18 protein-coding genes are annotated in these 17,803 nt (G+C 66.6%); 14 read left to right on the top strand and 4 right to left on the bottom strand.

The annotated features are described in order from the left end of the window. Positions 1 to 64: 64 nt before the first annotated feature. The 5 genes from dnaG to ribD all read left to right on the top strand — a co-directional run bounded on the left by dnaG (position 65) and on the right by ribD (position 6,250). Positions 65 to 2,044 (top strand): DNA primase, encoded by a 1,980-nt coding sequence (gene dnaG / locus CRO07_RS05695; RefSeq protein WP_097029714.1) that lies wholly within the window; start codon positions 65 to 67, stop codon positions 2,042 to 2,044. 103 nt (positions 2,045 to 2,147) lie between these two features. Further along, positions 2,148 to 4,151, top strand: coding sequence for an RNA polymerase sigma factor RpoD (gene rpoD / locus CRO07_RS05690; RefSeq protein WP_097029713.1), 2,004 nt, complete (start codon positions 2,148 to 2,150; stop codon positions 4,149 to 4,151). Positions 4,152 to 4,168: 17 nt separating this feature from the next. Then, on the top strand, positions 4,169 to 4,546 hold the full coding sequence (locus tag CRO07_RS05685; RefSeq protein WP_097029712.1) for a hypothetical protein: 378 nt from the start codon (positions 4,169 to 4,171) through the stop codon (positions 4,544 to 4,546). 148 nt (positions 4,547 to 4,694) lie between these two features. Continuing rightward, complete coding sequence (nrdR, locus tag CRO07_RS05680) at positions 4,695 to 5,165, top strand: transcriptional regulator NrdR (RefSeq protein WP_097029711.1); 471 nt, start codon at positions 4,695 to 4,697, stop codon at positions 5,163 to 5,165. A gap of 14 nt (positions 5,166 to 5,179) precedes the next feature. After that, on the top strand, positions 5,180 to 6,250 hold the full coding sequence (ribD, locus tag CRO07_RS05675; protein WP_097029710.1) for a bifunctional diaminohydroxyphosphoribosylaminopyrimidine deaminase/5-amino-6-(5-phosphoribosylamino)uracil reductase RibD: 1,071 nt from the start codon (positions 5,180 to 5,182) through the stop codon (positions 6,248 to 6,250). 4 nt (positions 6,251 to 6,254) lie between these two features. Here ribD and CRO07_RS05670 read toward each other — a convergent pair whose 3' ends face one another. Next, on the bottom strand, positions 6,255 to 6,683 hold the full coding sequence (locus CRO07_RS05670; protein WP_097029819.1) for a VOC family protein: 429 nt from the start codon (positions 6,681 to 6,683) through the stop codon (positions 6,255 to 6,257). A gap of 473 nt (positions 6,684 to 7,156) precedes the next feature. On the opposite strand from CRO07_RS05670, the gene CRO07_RS05665 reads away from it, so the two are divergent. The 3 genes from CRO07_RS05665 (at position 7,157) to CRO07_RS05655 (ending at position 10,962) form a co-directional block, all read left to right on the top strand. Beyond that, positions 7,157 to 8,194, top strand: coding sequence for a HesA/MoeB/ThiF family protein (locus CRO07_RS05665; protein WP_097029709.1), 1,038 nt, complete (start codon positions 7,157 to 7,159; stop codon positions 8,192 to 8,194). 141 nt (positions 8,195 to 8,335) lie between these two features. Continuing rightward, complete coding sequence (locus tag CRO07_RS05660; protein WP_097029708.1) at positions 8,336 to 10,354, top strand: M3 family metallopeptidase; 2,019 nt, start codon at positions 8,336 to 8,338, stop codon at positions 10,352 to 10,354. 89 nt (positions 10,355 to 10,443) lie between these two features. Continuing rightward, on the top strand, positions 10,444 to 10,962 hold the full coding sequence (locus CRO07_RS05655) for a lipocalin family protein (RefSeq protein ID WP_097029707.1): 519 nt from the start codon (positions 10,444 to 10,446) through the stop codon (positions 10,960 to 10,962). Between the two features lie 129 nt (positions 10,963 to 11,091). Here CRO07_RS05655 and CRO07_RS05650 read toward each other — a convergent pair whose 3' ends face one another. Beyond that, the gene (locus CRO07_RS05650) at positions 11,092 to 11,700 is read right to left on the bottom strand and encodes a nicotinate-nucleotide adenylyltransferase (protein ID WP_268876228.1); all 609 of its coding nucleotides are present in this window, start codon (positions 11,698 to 11,700) and stop codon (positions 11,092 to 11,094) included. Between the two features lie 132 nt (positions 11,701 to 11,832). Here CRO07_RS05650 and ettA point away from each other — a divergent pair, with 132 nt between their 5' ends. After that, positions 11,833 to 13,488: an energy-dependent translational throttle protein EttA gene (gene ettA, locus CRO07_RS05645; protein ID WP_097029705.1), complete on the top strand. Its 1,656-nt coding sequence runs from the start codon at positions 11,833 to 11,835 to the stop codon at positions 13,486 to 13,488. Next, a complete protein-coding gene (locus CRO07_RS05640) occupies positions 13,485 to 13,835 on the top strand; it encodes a hypothetical protein (RefSeq protein WP_097029704.1) in 351 nt (116 codons plus the stop codon). Before ettA ends, CRO07_RS05640 begins: the two co-directional genes overlap by 4 nt. A 53-nt stretch (positions 13,836 to 13,888) precedes the next feature. Here CRO07_RS05640 and CRO07_RS05635 read toward each other — a convergent pair whose 3' ends face one another. Continuing rightward, positions 13,889 to 14,092: a YgaP family membrane protein gene (locus CRO07_RS05635; protein ID WP_097029703.1), complete on the bottom strand. Its 204-nt coding sequence runs from the start codon at positions 14,090 to 14,092 to the stop codon at positions 13,889 to 13,891. A 148-nt stretch (positions 14,093 to 14,240) separates the two neighbouring features. Between CRO07_RS05635 and CRO07_RS05630 the strand changes: the two genes are divergently transcribed. Beyond that, entirely contained in the window at positions 14,241 to 14,399 is a 159-nt protein-coding gene (locus tag CRO07_RS05630; RefSeq protein WP_176504497.1) for a DUF3309 family protein, read from the top strand. A 4-nt stretch (positions 14,400 to 14,403) separates the two neighbouring features. Here CRO07_RS05630 and CRO07_RS05625 read toward each other — a convergent pair whose 3' ends face one another. Next, a complete protein-coding gene (locus CRO07_RS05625) occupies positions 14,404 to 14,694 on the bottom strand; it encodes a hypothetical protein (protein WP_097029702.1) in 291 nt (96 codons plus the stop codon). Between the two features lie 257 nt (positions 14,695 to 14,951). Between CRO07_RS05625 and CRO07_RS05620 the strand changes: the two genes are divergently transcribed. The 3 genes from CRO07_RS05620 to betC all read left to right on the top strand — a co-directional run bounded on the left by CRO07_RS05620 (position 14,952) and on the right by betC (position 17,794). Continuing rightward, entirely contained in the window at positions 14,952 to 15,158 is a 207-nt protein-coding gene (locus CRO07_RS05620) for a cold-shock protein (RefSeq protein WP_002720759.1), read from the top strand. 115 nt (positions 15,159 to 15,273) lie between these two features. Then, on the top strand, positions 15,274 to 16,197 hold the full coding sequence (locus CRO07_RS05615; RefSeq protein WP_097029701.1) for an alpha/beta hydrolase: 924 nt from the start codon (positions 15,274 to 15,276) through the stop codon (positions 16,195 to 16,197). Positions 16,198 to 16,288: 91 nt separating this feature from the next. Further along, on the top strand, positions 16,289 to 17,794 hold the full coding sequence (gene betC / locus CRO07_RS05610; protein ID WP_097029700.1) for a choline-sulfatase: 1,506 nt from the start codon (positions 16,289 to 16,291) through the stop codon (positions 17,792 to 17,794). The last annotated feature ends 9 nt before the right edge of the window (positions 17,795 to 17,803 follow it).

Genomic DNA, 17,803 nt, shown 5'->3' with positions numbered 1-17,803 from the left:
TGGGCCAGAATGAAAGGGGGGCGGGTTCTGGACTCGGGGCCTGTCGGGCATGATATAGGGGAGCATGAGCCTGCCCCCCGGATTCCTTGACGAGTTGCGCAATCGCGTCCCGCTGTCGCAGGTGGTGGGGCGCAAGGTGACGTGGGATTTGCGCAAGTCGAACCAGGGCAAGGGCGATTTCTGGGCGCCATGCCCGTTCCATCAGGAGAAATCGGCCAGTTTCCACGTCGATGACCGCAAGGGATTCTACTATTGTTTCGGCTGCCATGCGAAGGGCGATGCGATCGGTTTCGTGAAGGAGACCGAGAACGTGGGCTTCATGGAGGCGGTCGAGATCCTGGCGCGCGAGGCCGGGATGGCGATGCCCGCCCGCGACCCGCAGGCCGTTCAGAAGGCGGATCGGCGCGGTCTGTTGTCCGAGGCGATGGAAGAGGCGGTGAAGTTCTACCGGCTTCAGTTGCGCACCGGGGCGGCGGGGGCGGCGCGCGATTATCTGGTGCGGCGCAGGCTGTCGCCCGAGGGGCAGGAGCGGTTCGGGATCGGGTTTGCGCCGGATGCGCGGCAGGCGTTGTATTATGCGCTGACGGGCAAGGGGATTGCTGCGGATGTGCTGGTCGAGGCGGGGCTTTGTGCCCGGCCCGAGGATGGGGGGGCGCCTTACGACCGCTTTCGCGGGCGCATCATCTTTCCGATCCGCGATGCGCGCGGCCGGGCGATCAGCTTGGGGGGCCGCTCGATGGACCCCAATGCGCGGGCCAAATATCTGAACGGGCCCGAGACGCCGTTGTTCGACAAGGGGCGCAATCTTTACAACGTCGGTCCTGCGCGCGAGGCGGCCGGAAAGGGCCAGCCGCTGATCGTGACCGAGGGCTACATGGATGTGATCGCACTGTCCGAGGTGGGGTTCCGCGCCACGGTGGCGCCGTTGGGAACGGCGGTGACCGAGGATCAGTTGCGGCTGATGTGGCGCATCCATTCCGAGCCGGTGATCGCGCTGGATGGCGATGCGGCGGGCATCCGGGCGGCGCTGCGGGTGGTGGATCTGGCGCTTCCGCTGCTGGAGGCGGGGCAGGGGTTGCGTTTTGCGGTTCTGCCGCCGGGGCTGGACCCGGATGATCTGATCCGCGCCGACGGACCAGCGGCCATGAGTCGGGTGCTTGAGGCCGCGCAGCCGATGGTCAGCCTGTTGTGGCGGCGCGAGACCGAGGGGCAGGTGTTTGACAGCCCCGAGCGGCGGGCGGCGCTGGACAAGCGGCTGCGCGAGGCGGTGCTGAAGATCCGCGACGTCTCGATCCGGCGGCATTATGGCGAGGAGCTGAACCGGCTGCGGCGCGAGTTGTTCGGTGCCAGCGTGCCGCGTCGGGCCTTTCATCTGGGGGGGCGCCGGGAGGCCGCGCCCGCGGCGCCGCTGCCGTCAACGCGCGCCTCGCTTCTGGCCACGGCGGTGGGCGAGCGCGCCGAGGAAGAGATCCGGCTGGGCATCATCCTGGCCACGCTGGCTGTGCATCCGGTGCTGATCGCCGAGTTCGAACGCGAGTTGGAGGGGCTGGAGCTGATCGACCCGATCCATCATCGCCTGCGGCGCGCGTTGCTGGCGCAGCTTGGCGCCGCCGATCCCGACCTTGCGCGGGCTGAACTGGCCGCGACCGAGGGGGTGGCCCTTGAAAGCCTGATGCGGTTGAACCATGTAAGGTCATTCCCGGCGATCCGGCATCCGGACCGGCGCGAGGTGGCGCGGATGTGTCTGGCCGAGGCGCTGGCCAAGCTTGAGGCCCATCGCGGGGCGCGGCAGGAAATCCGGTATGCCGAAGAGGATGTCGACGGTTTGGTGGACGAGGGGCTGACATGGCGGCTGGCGCAGGCCAATCTTGCCCGGTTCGAGGCCGAGCGTGGGGTCCAGATCGAGGGGCCAGAGGCGGTGATCGCCCCCAACGGCGTCGCCATGAGCCGCGAGGAATTGGAACATCGTGACCGCACCTTCAACCAGATCAACTTCACCCGCGGGCGCGGAAAGCCTTCTGGCGATGGCGGTTCGCAAAATTGACGCGACCCGCTTCCCCCTCCTGTGATTCGAGCTATTGATTCGCTATACGGTCCGGACGATTCGCTTCCGCAAGACAACCCTTCCGTGCTTCTGAGGAGCATCCATGGCAGTCAAAGACACTGACGACGGCAAACCCGAGGATCAGGACGCCGACACCTCGCTGGACATGAGCCAGGCCGCCGTCAAACGGATGATCGCCGAAGCGCGCGAGCGTGGCTATATCACCTATGACCAGCTGAACGCGGTGCTTCCGCCCGAGCAGGCCTCGTCCGAGCAGATCGAGGACGTGATGTCGATGCTGTCGGAAATGGGCATCAACGTCATCGAGAACGAGGAAGTCGAGGAAGGCGAGCCTGCGGGCGAACTGGTCGAGCAGGGCTCTGGCTCGCGCGAGATCGCGGTGGCGGGGGCGTCGGGCGAGACGCTGGACCGCACCGACGACCCGGTGCGGATGTATCTGCGCGAGATGGGCTCGGTCGAGCTTCTGAGCCGCGAGGGCGAGATCGCCATCGCCAAGCGCATCGAGGCCGGCCGCAACACCATGATCGCAGGGCTGTGCGAAAGCCCGCTGACCTTTCAGGCCATCACGATCTGGCGCGACGAACTGTTGTCGGAAGACATCCTGCTGCGCGATGTGATCGACCTTGAGGCGACCTTTGGCCGGTCGCTGGATGGCGACGACGAGATGGACGGGCCGGGGCTTGAGGATGTCGAGGTCGATGTGACCGCGGCACCGGCGCCGCGGCGTCAGGCGTCCTCGTCCGAGCCGGAACTGGATGCCGATGGCAACCCGATCAGCCGCGCCGAGGAAGATGACGAGGACGAGGAAGCCTCGGCCATGTCGCTGGCCGCGATGGAAGCCGCGCTGAAGCCGCGCGTGCTGGAAACGCTGGAGCTGATCGCGCGCGACTATTCCAAGCTGGCCGAAATGCAGAACAAGCGCATGTCGGCCACGATCAACGACAAGGTGCGCTTCACCCCCGAGGACGAGGCCGCCTATCAGAAGCTGCGATCGGAAATCGTGCTGCTGGTGAACGAGCTTCACCTGCACAACAACCGGATCGAGGCGCTGATCGATCAGCTTTACGGCATCAACCGCAAGATCATGTCGATCAACTCGGCCATGGTGAAGCTGGCCGATGCCGCGCGGATCAACCGCCGCGAATTCATCGACGAATATCAGGGCTATGAGCTGGACCCGACATGGGCGGACCGGATGGCGGCCAAGTCGGGCCGCGGCTGGCAGACCCTGATGGAGAAAAGCCGCGAGAAGGTCGAGGATCTGCGCCACGACATGGCACAGGTCGGCCAGTATATCGGCGTGGACATTTCCGAGTTCCGCCGGATCGTGAATCAGGTGCAGAAGGGCGAAAAGGAAGCCCGTCAGGCCAAGAAGGAAATGGTCGAGGCCAACCTGCGCCTCGTGATCTCGATTGCCAAGAAATACACCAACCGCGGCTTGCAGTTCCTTGATCTTATTCAGGAAGGCAACATCGGCCTGATGAAGGCCGTGGACAAGTTCGAATACCGCCGCGGCTATAAGTTCAGCACTTACGCGACCTGGTGGATCCGGCAGGCGATCACGCGGTCCATCGCCGATCAGGCCCGCACGATCCGTATCCCCGTCCACATGATCGAGACGATCAACAAGCTGGTCCGCACCGGCCGGCAGATGCTGCACGAGATCGGTCGGGAACCCACGCCCGAGGAACTGGCCGAGAAACTCCAGATGCCGCTGGAGAAGGTTCGCAAGGTGATGAAGATCGCCAAGGAACCGATCAGCCTTGAAACGCCCATCGGCGACGAGGAAGACAGCCAGCTTGGCGACTTCATCGAGGACAAGAACGCGATCCTGCCGCTGGACAGCGCCATTCAGGAAAACCTGAAGGAAACCACGACCCGGGTTCTGGCCAGCCTGACCCCGCGCGAGGAGCGGGTTCTGCGGATGCGCTTCGGCATCGGCATGAACACCGACCATACGCTGGAAGAGGTGGGCCAGCAGTTCAGCGTCACGCGCGAACGCATCCGCCAGATCGAGGCCAAGGCCCTGCGCAAATTGAAACATCCCAGCCGCAGCCGCAAGCTGCGCAGCTTCCTGGATCAGTGACAAGGACAAGGTTTCCCATGCGACTTCTTTCGCTTCTGGCAGCCGCCGCGGTTGCCGTCGCCTCTCCGGCGGCGGCATACATTGCCGGGAACGGGCTTCTGGTCCGGGCCGAGGCGGACGGCAGCTTTGTCGTTCTGGGCTCGCCGGGGCAGGGGCCGGCGGAAAGCTGGTGTGCGGCGGGCGATTATGTGATCGCAAGCGGGATGCCCACCAACACCCGGATCTGGCGCCTGTCGGAGCCGCCACGCCGGCAGGGCGAAAGCGTGCGCTTCGGTCTGTCGCCCGAGGGGGCTGCCTCGAAAACCGGGCTGTTCATCCTTGGGTCCAAGGATGCCTCGCTGAGTGCCATTCACGCGGCCCAGTTGTGCCACCGCGATCTGCCGGTGAGCGACTGATCCGCCCCGGCTGAGTCCCGGAAGCCACAGGCGCGCCCCCCTTATCTGGTGGGGCGCGTTTTCCGTTGTGCAACCCCTATGTCGGCCCCTATGGTCTTGTGGATAACAAGAGGGCAACCCCCGGATCTGACGTTTGAGGGAGAGGCGGATGCGCTGTCCGTTCTGCGGAAACATCGACACGCAAGTGAAAGACAGCCGTCCGGCCGAGGATCACGTCTCGATCCGCCGCCGCCGGTTCTGCCCGGCCTGTGGCGGCCGGTTCACCACCTATGAACGTGTGCAGCTGCGCGATCTGGTGGTGATCAAATCCTCGGGCAAGCGCGAGGATTTCGACCGGACCAAGCTGGAACGCTCGATCCGGATCGCGATGCAGAAGCGCCCGATCGAGCCGGAACGGATCGATCAGATGATTTCGGGCATCGTGCGCCGGTTGGAATCGCTGGGTGATACCGATATCCCCTCGAAGGTGATCGGCGAGATCGTGATGGAAAGCCTGGCGCGGATCGATACCGTGGCCTATGTGCGCTTTGCCAGCGTTTACAAGAACTTCCAGGCGGCGGACGATTTCGACAAGTTCGTGTCCGAACTTCGCCCCTCGGTCATCCCGACCGAAGAGTGACCGACGTCGCCCATATGGCGCATGCATTGGCGCTGGCCGCGCGGGGGCTCGGCCGGACATGGCCGAACCCGGCCGTGGGCTGCGTGATCGTCAAGGCCGGGCGCGTGGTGGGCCGCGGCTGGACCCAGCCCGGTGGCCGTCCGCACGCCGAGACGGTGGCGCTGGCGCAGGCCGGCGCCGCGGCGCTGGGGGCCACGGCCTATGTCACGCTGGAACCTTGCGCCCATCACGGCCGCACCCCACCCTGCGCCGAGGCGCTGATTTCGGCCGGCGTGGCGCGGGTGGTGACGGGCACCGGCGATCCCGATCCGCGGGTGGCCGGGCAGGGGCACGCGCTGCTGCGGGCGGCCGGGATCGCGGTGACGGAAGGCGTTCTGGAAGCCGAGGCGCAGGCCGCCAATGCCGGGTTCCTGAAGCGCGTGACGCGAGGGTTGCCGTTCCTGACCCTGAAACTGGCCACGACGCTGGACGGGCGGATTGCCACCGCCGCGGGCGAAAGCCGCTGGATCACCGGGGCGGCGGCGCGGCGGGTGGTTCATGCGATGCGGATGCGCCATGACGCGGTGTTGGTGGGGGTGGGCACGGCGCTGGCCGATGATCCCGACCTGTCCGTGCGCGAGATGGGCGCCGTGCATCAGCCGGTTCGCATCGTGCTGGACAGCCGCCTGCGCCACCTTCCCGACAGCCGGCTGGGCCGCACCGCGCGCCATGTTCCGGTCTGGATGTGCCATGGCCCCGAGGCCCCTGCCGCCGCCCGTGCGGCATGGCAGGCCACCGGCGCCCGGCTGATCGCCTGTGCGGCCGGCCCGGACGGGCTGGATGCCATTGACGCGTTGCGCCGGCTTGCGGACGAGGGCCTGACCCGGATTTTCTGCGAAGGCGGCGCGCGGCTTGCCGCGGGGCTGATCCGGGCGGGGCTGTGTGATGAGCTGGTCAGCTTCACCGCCGGCAAGCTGATCGGCGAGGAAGGCCGCGCCGCGACCGGCCCGCTGCATCTGGCCCATCTGGCCGAGGCGCCGGCGTTCCGGCTGGCCTCGGTCGAGGTGGCGGGCGTGGATGTGCTGAGCCGCTGGCGGCCGCTGTGATCCCTTACCAGTGGCCGGTGTTCGGCATCGAGGCCCAGGGCTCGGCCGGGGGCAGTGCGGCGCCGATCTGAAGCAGTTCGACCGAGACATTGTCGGGGCTGCGGACAAAGGCCATGCGCCCGTCGCGCGGCGGGCGGTTGATGGTCACGCCATTGGCCTGCAAATGCGCGCACATGTCATGGATATTCTCGACCCCGTAAGCGAGATGGCCAAAATGCCGGCTGTCCGACGGCAGCCCTTCGTCGCCGTCCCAGTTGAAGGTCAATTCCACGGGACAGTCCGGCTGCCCGGGCGGGGCCATGAACACCAGCGTGAAGCGTCCCTGTTCGCTTTCGATGCGCCGGGTTTCCTGTAAACCCAGCAGGCCAAAGAACGCCATCGTCCGATCAAGGTCTAGAACCCGGATCATGGTGTGAAGATATCTGATCTGCATGTGTTCGGCCCCGTCGGTCTGCGTTTGAGACATCTCGGCGGCCAAGGTGGCCCGTCCGGCCCCTTTCATCAAGCCGCAGAATGAAGGCCCGTCACGGTTTGGGGGGTGATGGGCGGAAGACCTTGAGTCTGTCGGTCCGCTGTTACGGGACGGGGTTCGGGGGCCCCGAACCATGGCGCACTGACCCATGGCGCCCGAACCATGGCGCCCGAACCATGGCGCACTGGCCCATGCCGCACTGGCCCAAGGCCCCGCCGCCGGGTAACGATGCCGGATAAGCCGGGCGGGGCTTGCCCCGGTCGTGATGTGCCCGATCTTGATATGCCCGATCCTGATATGGACGCGCCGATCCAGGAGATTGAATGAGCGATGAATGATGCCTGTTTTGTCAGCCCATGGCGCGGTCCGTGCCGTCTGTCGGGCTGTGCCCGGCACGTGGCGCATGATGGCCATTTCCGGGGGGAGAGGGGCTGATGCTGGCGCTTTTGGTTTTGATGGGGGCACTTTGGGCCTTGGGTTGGGCGTTGAAGCTGCCGGTGCGGCTGCGGCTGTTGATGCTGGGCTGTCTTTGGGCCGGGGTGGTATCGGCGCATCTGCTGTTGCCCGATGGTCATCCGTTCCGAACCGCCACCGGCGGGCGGGCTGAGCCGTGGTTGGTGCTGGGCGCGCTGGTGGGGCTGACACTGGGCTATCGCGCGCTGTTGGCCCGGCTGAAACGGCGGGCGGCGGGGCGGGTGGTGCCGCCCGCGCAGGGCACGTTCCGCCCCGCGGAACTGGAGCGATACGCCCGCCATATCATGCTGCGCGAGGTGGGGGGGCCGGGTCAGAAACGGCTGAAGCAGGCGCGGGTTCTGGTGATCGGTGCGGGGGGGCTGGGCTCTCCGGTGCTGTTGTATCTGGCGGCAGCGGGCGTAGGGACGATCGGGGTGATCGACGGCGATGTGGTCGAGGCGTCGAACCTTCAGCGGCAGGTGATCCATACCGATGCGCGGATCGGGACGGCCAAGGTCGCCTCGGCTGCCGAGGCGATGCGGGCGCTGAATCCCTTTGTCGAGGTGCGCCCCTATCAGCGACGGCTGACCGAAGAGATCGCGGCGGATCTGTTTGCCGATCATGACCTGATCCTTGACGGGACAGACAATTTCGACACCCGGTATCTGGCCAACCGGATCGCGGTGCGGTTGGGCAAGCCGTTGATTTCCGGAGCTATCGCGCAATGGGAGGGGCAGGTCAGCCTGTATGACCCGGCCCGCGGCGGCCCCTGCTTCGAATGTGTCTTTCCGGTGCGCCCGGCGCCCGGGCTGGTGCCGTCCTGCGCCGAGGCGGGGGTGATCGCGCCGCTGCCGGGGGTGATCGGTGCGATCATGGCGCTGGAGGCGGTGAAGCATCTGATCGGCGCGGGGGCCACGCTGCGCGGGGCGCTGTTGATCCATGATGCGCTGTGGGGGGAGACGCGCCGGATCGCGGTGAAGGCGCGCGAGGGCTGTCCGGTTTGCGGGGGGCGGCACTGAAATTTGCCCGCCGGTTGGGTGGCAAGGGCGGGGGCGCTGCCCCCGCGCCCCCGGGATATTTGGGCCAGAATGAAAGCAGGGCGGTGGGGGATGGACGGGGGCGCGGCGCGGCCCTAGCTTTGGCCGTGAAGGAGATTTGCCATGACCAATCCGCTGCTTTCGCCTTGGGATGCGCCGTTCGGGTTGCCCCCTTTCGAGAGGATCCGCGACGAGGATTTCGCCCCGGCCTTCGAGGCGGGGCTGGTGGAGGCGCGGGCTGCGATTGCCGCCATTGCCGCGAACCCGGCGCCGGCCGATTTCGCCAATGTGATCGAGGCGATGGAACTGGCGGAGGCGACGCTCGACCGGGTGGCGGGGGTGTTTTACAATCTGGCGGGTGCTGACAGCACGACAGCGCGCGAGGCGCTTCAGCGCGAGTTGGCGCCGAAGATGTCGGCTTTTTCATCCGAGATTGTGAACAATCGCGCCTTGTTCGAGCGGATCGAGCGGGTGTGGCAGCAGCGCGAGGGGCTTGGGCTGACGGCCGAGCAGGAGCGGGTGTTGATGCTGTATCGGCGGATGTTCGTCCGATCCGGCGCGCGGCTGGAGGGGGAGGCCGCCGAGCGGTTGACGGCTGTGAAGGCGCGTCTGGCCGTGCTGGGGACGGCGTTCAGCCAGAATCTGCTGGCGGATGAGCGCGGCTGGTTTCTGCCTTTGGCCGAGGCGGATCTGGAGGGGTTGCCCGCGTTTGTCATGGCCGCCGCGCGGGCGGCGGGGGCTGAGCGGGGGGAGGCGGGGCCGGTTCTGACGCTGAGCCGGTCGCTGATCGTGCCGTTTCTGCAATTCTCGCCCCGGCGCGAGTTGCGGCGGGTGGCTTATGAGGCCTGGGTGGCGCGGGGGGCCAATGGGGGGGCGACCGACAACCGCGGGATTGCCGCCGAGATCCTGGCCTTGCGCGAGGAGCGGGCGAAGCTGTTGGGCTATGCCAGTTTTGCTGCCTACAAGCTGGAAACCGAGATGGCGAAAAGCCCCGATGCGGTGCGCGCCTTGCTGTCGCGGGTCTGGGTGCCGGCGAAAGCCCGGGCCGAGGCGGATGCCGCGGTGCTGGCGGGCATGATGCATGCCGATGGCCTCAATGGCGATCTGGAGCCGTGGGACTGGCGCTATTATTCCGAGAAGCGGCGCGCGGCCGAATTCGATCTGGATGAGGCGGCGCTGAAGGCTTACCTGCCCCTGGACCGGATGATCGAGGCCGCGTTCGACTGTGCGAACCGGCTGTTCGGGTTGGAGTTCCGCCCGCTTGAGGGGCCGTTTTACCATCCCGACGTCCGTGGGTGGGAGGTGACGCGCGGCGGGCGGCACATGGCGGTGTTTCTGGGGGATTACTTTGCCCGGGCCTCGAAGCGGTCGGGGGCGTGGTGTTCGACGATGCGCGGGCAGCGCAAGCTGGGTGGCGAGGTTCGCCCCATCGTGGTGAATGTGTGCAATTTCGCCAAGGGAGAGCCGGCGCTGCTGTCCTGGGACGATGCGCGGACGTTGTTCCACGAATTTGGTCATGCGCTGCATCAGATGCTGTCGGATGTGACCTATGTGTTCATTTCCGGCACGTCGGTCGCGCGCGATTTCGTGGAGTTGCCAAGCCAGTTGTTCGAGCACTGGCTGGCGGTTCCCGAGGTGTTGGAGCGTCATGCCCGGCACTGGCAGACCCAGGAGCCGATGCCGGCTGCGATGCGCAAGAAGGTGCTGGCGGCCGCGACTTACGATCAGGGCTTTGCCACGGTCGAATTCATCTCGTCCGCAATGGTGGATCTGACGTTCCATGAGGCTTCGGCGCCGGCCGATCCGATGGCGCGGCAGGCCGAGGTTCTGGAGGCGCTGGGGATGCCGAAGTCGATCCGGATGCGGCATGCGACGCCGCATTTCGCGCATGTGTTTTCGGGGGATGGCTATTCGGCGGGCTATTACAGCTACATGTGGTCCGAGGTGATGGATGCCGACGCTTTTGCGGCCTTCGACGAGGCGGGGGATGCATTCGATCCAGAAGTGGCGCGCCGGCTGGAGGAGCATGTGTTGTCGGCCGGCGGTTCGCGCGAGGCCGAGGAGCTTTACACCGCTTTCCGCGGCCGGATGCCGGGGGTCGAGGCGTTGCTGAAGGGGCGCGGTCTGCTGGATGCGGCCTGAGGCGGGGTGCCGTCCGGGGCCACGGGCCGAGCGCCGGGAGGTGATGAGGCGCCCCGCGAAAGTGCGGGATCGATAAGAGGGAGAGTCTGGTGAAACGACTGCTTTTGCTTGGTGTCCTCGGGCTTGTGGCCTGCGCGCCCCATGTGCCTTCGGCGCGCTGGATCGGTTCGTCCATGTTCGTGCGGACCGATGTGCAGCCGGCCGAGTTGGCCGGGCTGTGGTATGAGGTGGCCAGTTTCCCCGCGCCGTTCCAGCGCGATTGCAGCCATACGACGGCGGCCTATCGCCCGCTTGCCGATGGGCGGATCGCGCTGGAGAACCGCTGCCGGGTGGGCGACGAGATCCGCCGCATCGGGGGGACCGCGCGGGTCGTGGCGCCGGGGCGGTTGAAGGTGGATCTGGACGGGGTGCCGTTCGACGGCGACTACTGGATCCTGGGGCTGTCGCGTGACGGGCAGACGCTGGTGGTGGGGACGCCGACGCGGATTGCGGGCTGGGTGCTGCATCGCGATCGGCAGATCGATCCGCGCGAATTGCGCGCGGCGCGCGACCTGTTCGAGCGGAGTGGCTACGATCCGGCAGCCTTGCAGCGGATCCTGCACCGCTGAGGCGGTGTGTGGGGCCGAGGCTTTGCCCCTGCGTCTGGCCGGAAGGCGGGCCGGGGTGGCCGCTTGCGGGGGCATCGAGCCCCCGCAGGCGGCGCTGCCGCGGGGCCTTGCACTGGCGGTCTGTAACCGTCAGGCGTCCCCGGGCCGCCAGCCGCCCCGGGCGCGGATCGCGGTCGAGGACAGGTCGACCATCGGCAGGTTCACAAAACACCATGCCGGGCGTGCGGCACGGGCCAGCCCGGCCGCAGCCCCGGCCGGCAGCCGCGCCTTGGCATAGCTGCGCGCGGCGGGGCTGGTCCGGCCCCGCAAGCCCGCCCCCGGCCGCGCCAGCACCCCCACCGCGACGCTTGCCATGATCTGGCGCCAGCGATCCCAGCGGTGAAACTGCACCAGATTGTCGGCCCCCATCAGCCAGACGAAGTGCACACCCGGATAGCGCGCCTGAAGCGTCGTCAAGGTTTCGGCGGTGAACCGGGTGCCCATCCGCGCTTCAAGATCGGTCACCGCCACCCGCGGGTGGCGCATCAGCCGCCGCGCCTCGGCCAGTCGCACCGACAGGGGCGCGGGCGTGCGGGCCTTCAGCGGGTTGCCGGGCGAAACCAGCCACCAGACTCGGTCCAGCCGGAACCGCTTCAGTGCCTCGTGTGTGATATGGACATGGCCGGCATGGGCCGGATCGAACGACCCGCCGAGAAGGCCCACCACCATTCCCGCCCGTGCGACCGGCCAGCCCTGCACATTTCCCCCCGAAATCCCCGGCGCGGCCCCTGCAAAGCCGCAAACATCGCGCGCCTGAAACCATCCTCGCGTTGTGCTTGTCCAGCGCAATCGGTAAAAGGGCCGCCAGACCCGAGATTTTGGAGAGTTGGCATGGCCTCGTATCAATACGTCTACCACATGGAGGGCGTCTCCAAGACCTACCCCGGCGGCAAGAAGTGCTTCGAGAACGTCCACCTGAACTTCCTGCCCGGCGTGAAGATCGGCGTCGTGGGCGTGAACGGCTCGGGGAAATCGACGCTGCTGCGCATCATGGCCGGCATGGACACCGATTTCAAAGGCGAGGCCTGGGCTGCCAAGGGCGCCCGCGTCGGCTATCTGGCGCAGGAACCCCAGCTTGACCCGGCGCTGAACGTGCGCGGCAACGTGATGGAAGGTGTCGCCGCCAAGCGCGCGATCCTTGACCGCTACAACGAACTGGCCATGAACTACTCGGACGAGACCGCGGACGAGATGGCCCAGTTGCAAGACCTGATCGACTCGCAGAACCTGTGGGATCTCGACAGCCAGGTGGACATCGCGATGGAGGCGTTGCGCTGCCCGCCCGATGACGCCGATGTGGAAAGCCTGTCGGGCGGCGAACGGCGCCGGGTGGCGCTGTGCAAGCTGTTGCTGGAAGCGCCCGACATGTTGCTTCTGGACGAACCGACCAACCACCTTGACGCGGAATCGATCGCCTGGCTGCAACAGCACCTGATCGACTACAAGGGCACGATCCTGATCGTCACCCACGACCGCTATTTCCTGGACGACATCACCGGCTGGATTCTGGAACTCGACCGCGGCCGCGGCATCCCCTACGAGGGCAACTATTCGCAATGGCTGGAACAGAAGGCCAAGCGGATGTTGCAGGAAGCGCGCGAGGACAAGGCCAAGCAGAAGGTTCTGCAACGCGAACTGGACTGGATCCGTTCGGGCGCCAAGGCGCGGCAGGCCAAGCAGAAGGCGCGGATCCAGAAATACAACGAACTGGCCGGCCAGTCGGTGCGCGAACGCGTCTCGACCGCGCAGATCATCATCCCCAACGGCGAGCGTCTGGGCGGCAAGGTGATCGAGGTCGAGAACCTGACCAAGCACATGGGCGACAAGCTGTTGATCGAGAACCTGTCGTTCTCGATCCCGCCGGGCGGCGTGGTGGGGGTGATCGGGCCGAACGGCGCCGGCAAATCCACCCTGTTCAAGATGTTGACCGGGCAAGAGCCGCCGGATTCCGGCACGATCACCGTGGGCGACACGGTGCAGCTGTCCTATGTCGACCAGTCGCGCGACGCGCTCGACCCGAACAAGACGGTGTGGGAGGAAATCTCGGACGGGCTTGAGGTGATCCACCTGGGCGATTTCGAGATGAACAGCCGCGCCTATTGCGGGGCGTTCAACTTCAAGGGCACCGATCAGCAGAAGAAGGTGGGCCTGCTGTCGGGCGGCGAACGCAACCGGGTGCATATGGCGAAACTGCTGCGCTCGAACGGCAACGTGCTCTTGCTGGACGAACCGACCAACGATCTTGACGTGGAAACGCTTCAGGCGCTGGAAGCGGCGATCGACGATTTCGCCGGCTCGGCCATCATCATCAGCCACGACCGCTTCTTCCTGGACCGGCTGTGCACCCATATCCTGGCCTTTGAAGGCGACGCCCATGTGGAATGGTTCGAAGGCAACTTCGAAGCCTATGAGGAAGACAAGATCCGCCGCCTTGGCCCGGATTCGGTGGAGCCGCATCGGGTGAAATACAAGAAATTCACCCGATGATGGTGGGGCTGGCCCTTGTGCTTGCGCTGACGCTTCCTGCGGCGGCGCAGGCGGACTGCGAACGGACAAAGGGCCAGCCGCTTGCGACCGACGACCAGTTGACGCTGGATTATCTGATCTGCAAACACCGCGAACAGGCCGAGGCGCTGCAACGCCAGCGTGTCCGCCGGCCGCCGCCGCAGGATGAAAGCCAGATCCCCGACGGTGCGGTGGACGATCTGACCCGCCGCACCCAGCCCTTTGCCGAACGCGCCCGGCGCACGCAGGACGCGGTGGATGCGATGGGGGATGTGAACATCGAAATGGGCGACCGGCTGAAGATGCTTCAGCCGCGCCGCATCCCTTAGACGATCAGGCATCGCCCCTGTCGGCGCCGCGCGTGACCGAAAGCGGTGCGGTCTTAGTCGAAGGCGCAGCCGGTCTTGACGCCCAGCTTGCGGAAGGCGATGGCCGCCGGGCAGAAGCCGGTAAAGGACGACTGGATCAGGTTCAGACCGATGAAGACGGTGAACCAGACGAACAGCGGCGACACCAGCGCCGTAAGCAGCACGCTCAGCAGCACCATGCAGCCGGCGAAAAGCATCACCATGCGGTCGAGGGTCATGTTGTCCACTCCTTCAGGCGGAAGATCCTGCCGCCCGACCTAGCATCGCGCGGCGACACATTCAACCATATGAATTCGAGGTGTGAAGGGAACCCGTCCCGCGGGGGCGACGTTCCCCGCCTGACCCAAGTCAGGCAAGGAACACCCCATGACGCTGTCGACCATCCTGCTGATCGTGCTGATCCTGATCCTTGTCGGCGCGCTGCCGAACTGGGGATATTCCGCCGGCTGGGGCTATGGCCCGTCCGGCGTTGTCGGGATTGTGGTGATCGTGCTGCTGATCCTGATCCTGACCGGACGGCTCTGATCGGTCAGAGCAGCGCCTGCGTCTCGGGGGCAAGCCGCATCCGGCCGCGAAGATCCTCGGCCCAGGGCTCGCCGATCTCGGCCAGCTTGCGCCAGACGGCCACCTGCACCTCGGGGTGTTCGGATTGCGCGGCGGTCTCAAGGCAGCGCCAGTGCTCGGCCGGCGGATCGCTTTCGCAGATCGCGCACAGCAGGATCTCGCCCACGCCATCGACCTCTACCGGCAGGCAGTCGTCCATGCCGCCACAGAACTCGCACATGCCGTGGGCGCGGCTCATCAGGGTTCCCCAGGTCATCTTCAGCCTCCAGTCTGTCCAACGGCGGGAAAATAGCCCTACTGCAAGGCGTTGCCAATGCGGCGGACAGGCAGCATTCCGCGCGCCACGGCGAATCTTGTTGCGTGAATCGCCACGGATCGGCCATAATCACTTCGCGACGTTATCTTTATCGACCACTGTCTCCCTCGCCGGCAACAGTCCTTCGATCTTGCCCTGACTGAGCCGAGCCGCCGCACTTCCGCGGGCGGCATTTCTATACGACAGGAGACATCACGATGGCCAAGGGCACCGTGAAATGGTTCAACGCCACCAAAGGCTACGGGTTCATCGCCCCTGAAGGCGGCAAGAAGGACGTTTTCGTCCACATCACCGCGCTCGAGCGCGCCGGCATCCGCGCGCTGAACGACGGTCAGGCTGTCACCTTCGACATCGAATCGGGCCGCGACGGCCGCGAATCGGCCACGAACATCTCGATCGCCTGACACTGGCGACCGGGGGCAAAGGGCGGGCCAGAAGGTCCGCCCTTTCCCTTTTCGGCAGGATTGCAGCCCGTCCGCTTCCGGCGCAAAGTGCCGCCGAACGGCCGGAGCAGCAGACATGGACGAGACGGACTACCGCGACCTCATCGACGAGGATACATGGGAGTTCATCCGCACCTGCGCCCGCCACTTGCCCCCCGACAGCACCCGCCTGCCGCTGGACGAACAGCGCGCGATGCATGACGCGCTGTGCCGCGCCCTGCATGCCGACCTGCCCGCGGGGGTGATGCTGGACGACCAGACCTTCGGCGGCGTGCCCTGCCGCCTCTATCAACCGGCCGCCGCTTCGGGCAGCGTGGTCTGGCTGCATGGCGGCGGCTTTCGCCTTGGCACGCTTCAGGCCGACGACGACATCTGCGCCGAGATCGCCGCGGCCACCGGCCTTCGGGTCGTCAGCGTTGGATACCGGCTTGCTCCCGAACACCCCCACCCGGCCGCCTTTCAGGATGCGCTGACCGCCAGCCTTGCGGTGGCGCGGGCCTTTCCCGGGCCGCTGCTGCTGGCTGGCGAGGATGCTGGGGCCAGCCTTGCCGCCTCGGTCGCCCATGCGGCGCGCGGGCGGATCGCACTGGCGGGACAGGTGCTGATCTGCCCCGCGCTTGGCGGCGACCGCGACCGCGGCAGCTATCTCAGCCATGCCGTGGCCCCGATGCTGGGCCGGCAGGATGTGCTGCGGCTGGCCAGCCTGCGCCATGATGGCCGCGCCCCTGCCGCCGATCCCACATCGGACGCGTTGCGCGACACCGATTTTCGCGGCCTGCCGCCGACCCTGATCGTGACGGCGCAGTGCGACCCCACCAGCGACGACGGCCGCAACTATCGTGATGCCATTCGCGCCGCCGGCGGCCGCGCCCGCTGGACCGAGGAACCGGGCCTTGTCCACGGCTTCCTGCGCGCCCGTCACCGCGCGGCCCGTGCCGCCGACAGTTTTGCCCGGATTACCACGGCGTTGGCCGCCATGGCGCAGGGGCGCGCGGTCTGAGCGGCGCAGGCGGCGCCGACAGGTCGCCTGTGGAACAGACCGGCCCCGCCGAACCGGGCAGTCGTGGGGCAGACAGCAAGCGAAGGCCCCCATGACGAACCCCAACATCCTGATCCTGATGGTCGACCAGTTGAACGGGACGCTGTTCCCCGACGGCCCGGCTGCGTGGCTTCATGCGCCGAACCTGAAGCGGCTGGCCGCGCGGTCGGCCCGCTTTGCCAACAGCTACACCGCCAGCCCGCTGTGCGCGCCGGCGCGGGCCTCGTTCATGTCGGGGCAACTGCCGTCGCGCACGCGGGTTTATGACAACGCGGCCGAATTCTGCTCGGATATTCCGACCTTTGCCCATCACCTGCGCCGTGCCGGCTATCAGACCACGCTTTCGGGCAAGATGCATTTCGTCGGCCCCGACCAGCTTCACGGGTTCGAGGAACGCCTGACCACCGACATCTACCCCGCCGATTTCGGCTGGACCCCGGACTATCGCAAACCCGGCGAGCGGATCGACTGGTGGTATCACAACCTTGGCTCGGTGACTGGCGCGGGCGTGGCCGAGATCACCAACCAGCTTGAATACGATGACGACGTGGCGCATCAGGCGATCCAGAAACTTTACGACCTGTCGCGCGGCGCCGATGCCCGGCCATGGTGCCTGACGGTCAGCTTCACCCACCCGCACGACCCGTTCGTGGCACGGCGGAAATACTGGGATCTTTACGAAGATCACCCGATGCTGACCCCGCCCGAAGCGATCCCCTATGACGCGCAAGACCCCCATGCCCAGCGCCTGATGGATGCCTGCGACTTCCGCGCGCTGGAGATCACCCCCGACCATATCCGCCGCGCCCGGCAGGGCTATTTCGCCAACATCTCTTATGTCGACGACAAGATCGGCGAGATCCTGACCGTGCTGGAAGCCAGCCGGCAAAAGGCGATCGTGATCTTCGTGTCCGATCACGGCGAGATGCTGGGCGAACGCGGGTTGTGGTTCAAGATGAACTTCTTCGAAGGCTCGGCACGGGTGCCGCTGATGATCGCGGCGCCGGATCTGCCCGCAGGCCGGATCGATGCGCCGGTATCGACCATCGATGTGACGCCCACACTCTGCGCACTGGCCGGGATCGACATCTCGGAGGTCGCGCCCTGGACCGACGGCCAAAGCCTGGTGCCGCTGGCCACCGGCACCCCGCGCACGGCGCCGGTGCTGATGGAATATGCCGCCGAAGGCTCGATCACGCCTTTGGTGGCGATCCGCGACGGGCGCTGGAAACATGTGCGCTGCATGGCCGACCCCGACCAGTTGTTCGATCTGGAAACCGACCCCGAGGAACGGGTGAACCTTGCCGCCGATCCCGCCCATGCCGAAACGCTGGCCCGGCTGCGGGCGCTGTCGGAAGCGCGCTGGGATCTGGCCGCCTATGACGCGGCGGTGCGCGAAAGCCAGGCCCGCCGCTGGGTGGTCTACGAGGCGCTGCGCCAGGGCGGCTATTACCCTTGGGATTATCAGCCGCTGCAAAAGGCGTCCGAACGCTACATGCGCAACCACATGGACCTGAACGTGCTGGAAGAGTCGAAACGCTTCCCCCGCGGCGAGTAATCAACCGCC

Origin of the sequence: Cereibacter ovatus (assembly GCF_900207575.1) — a bacterium.
In the GTDB taxonomy this organism is placed as follows: domain Bacteria; phylum Pseudomonadota; class Alphaproteobacteria; order Rhodobacterales; family Rhodobacteraceae; genus Cereibacter_A; species Cereibacter_A ovatus.
The sequence above is the reverse complement of the archived record's forward strand: the minus strand, read 5'-3'. Positions and strand labels throughout refer to the sequence as shown.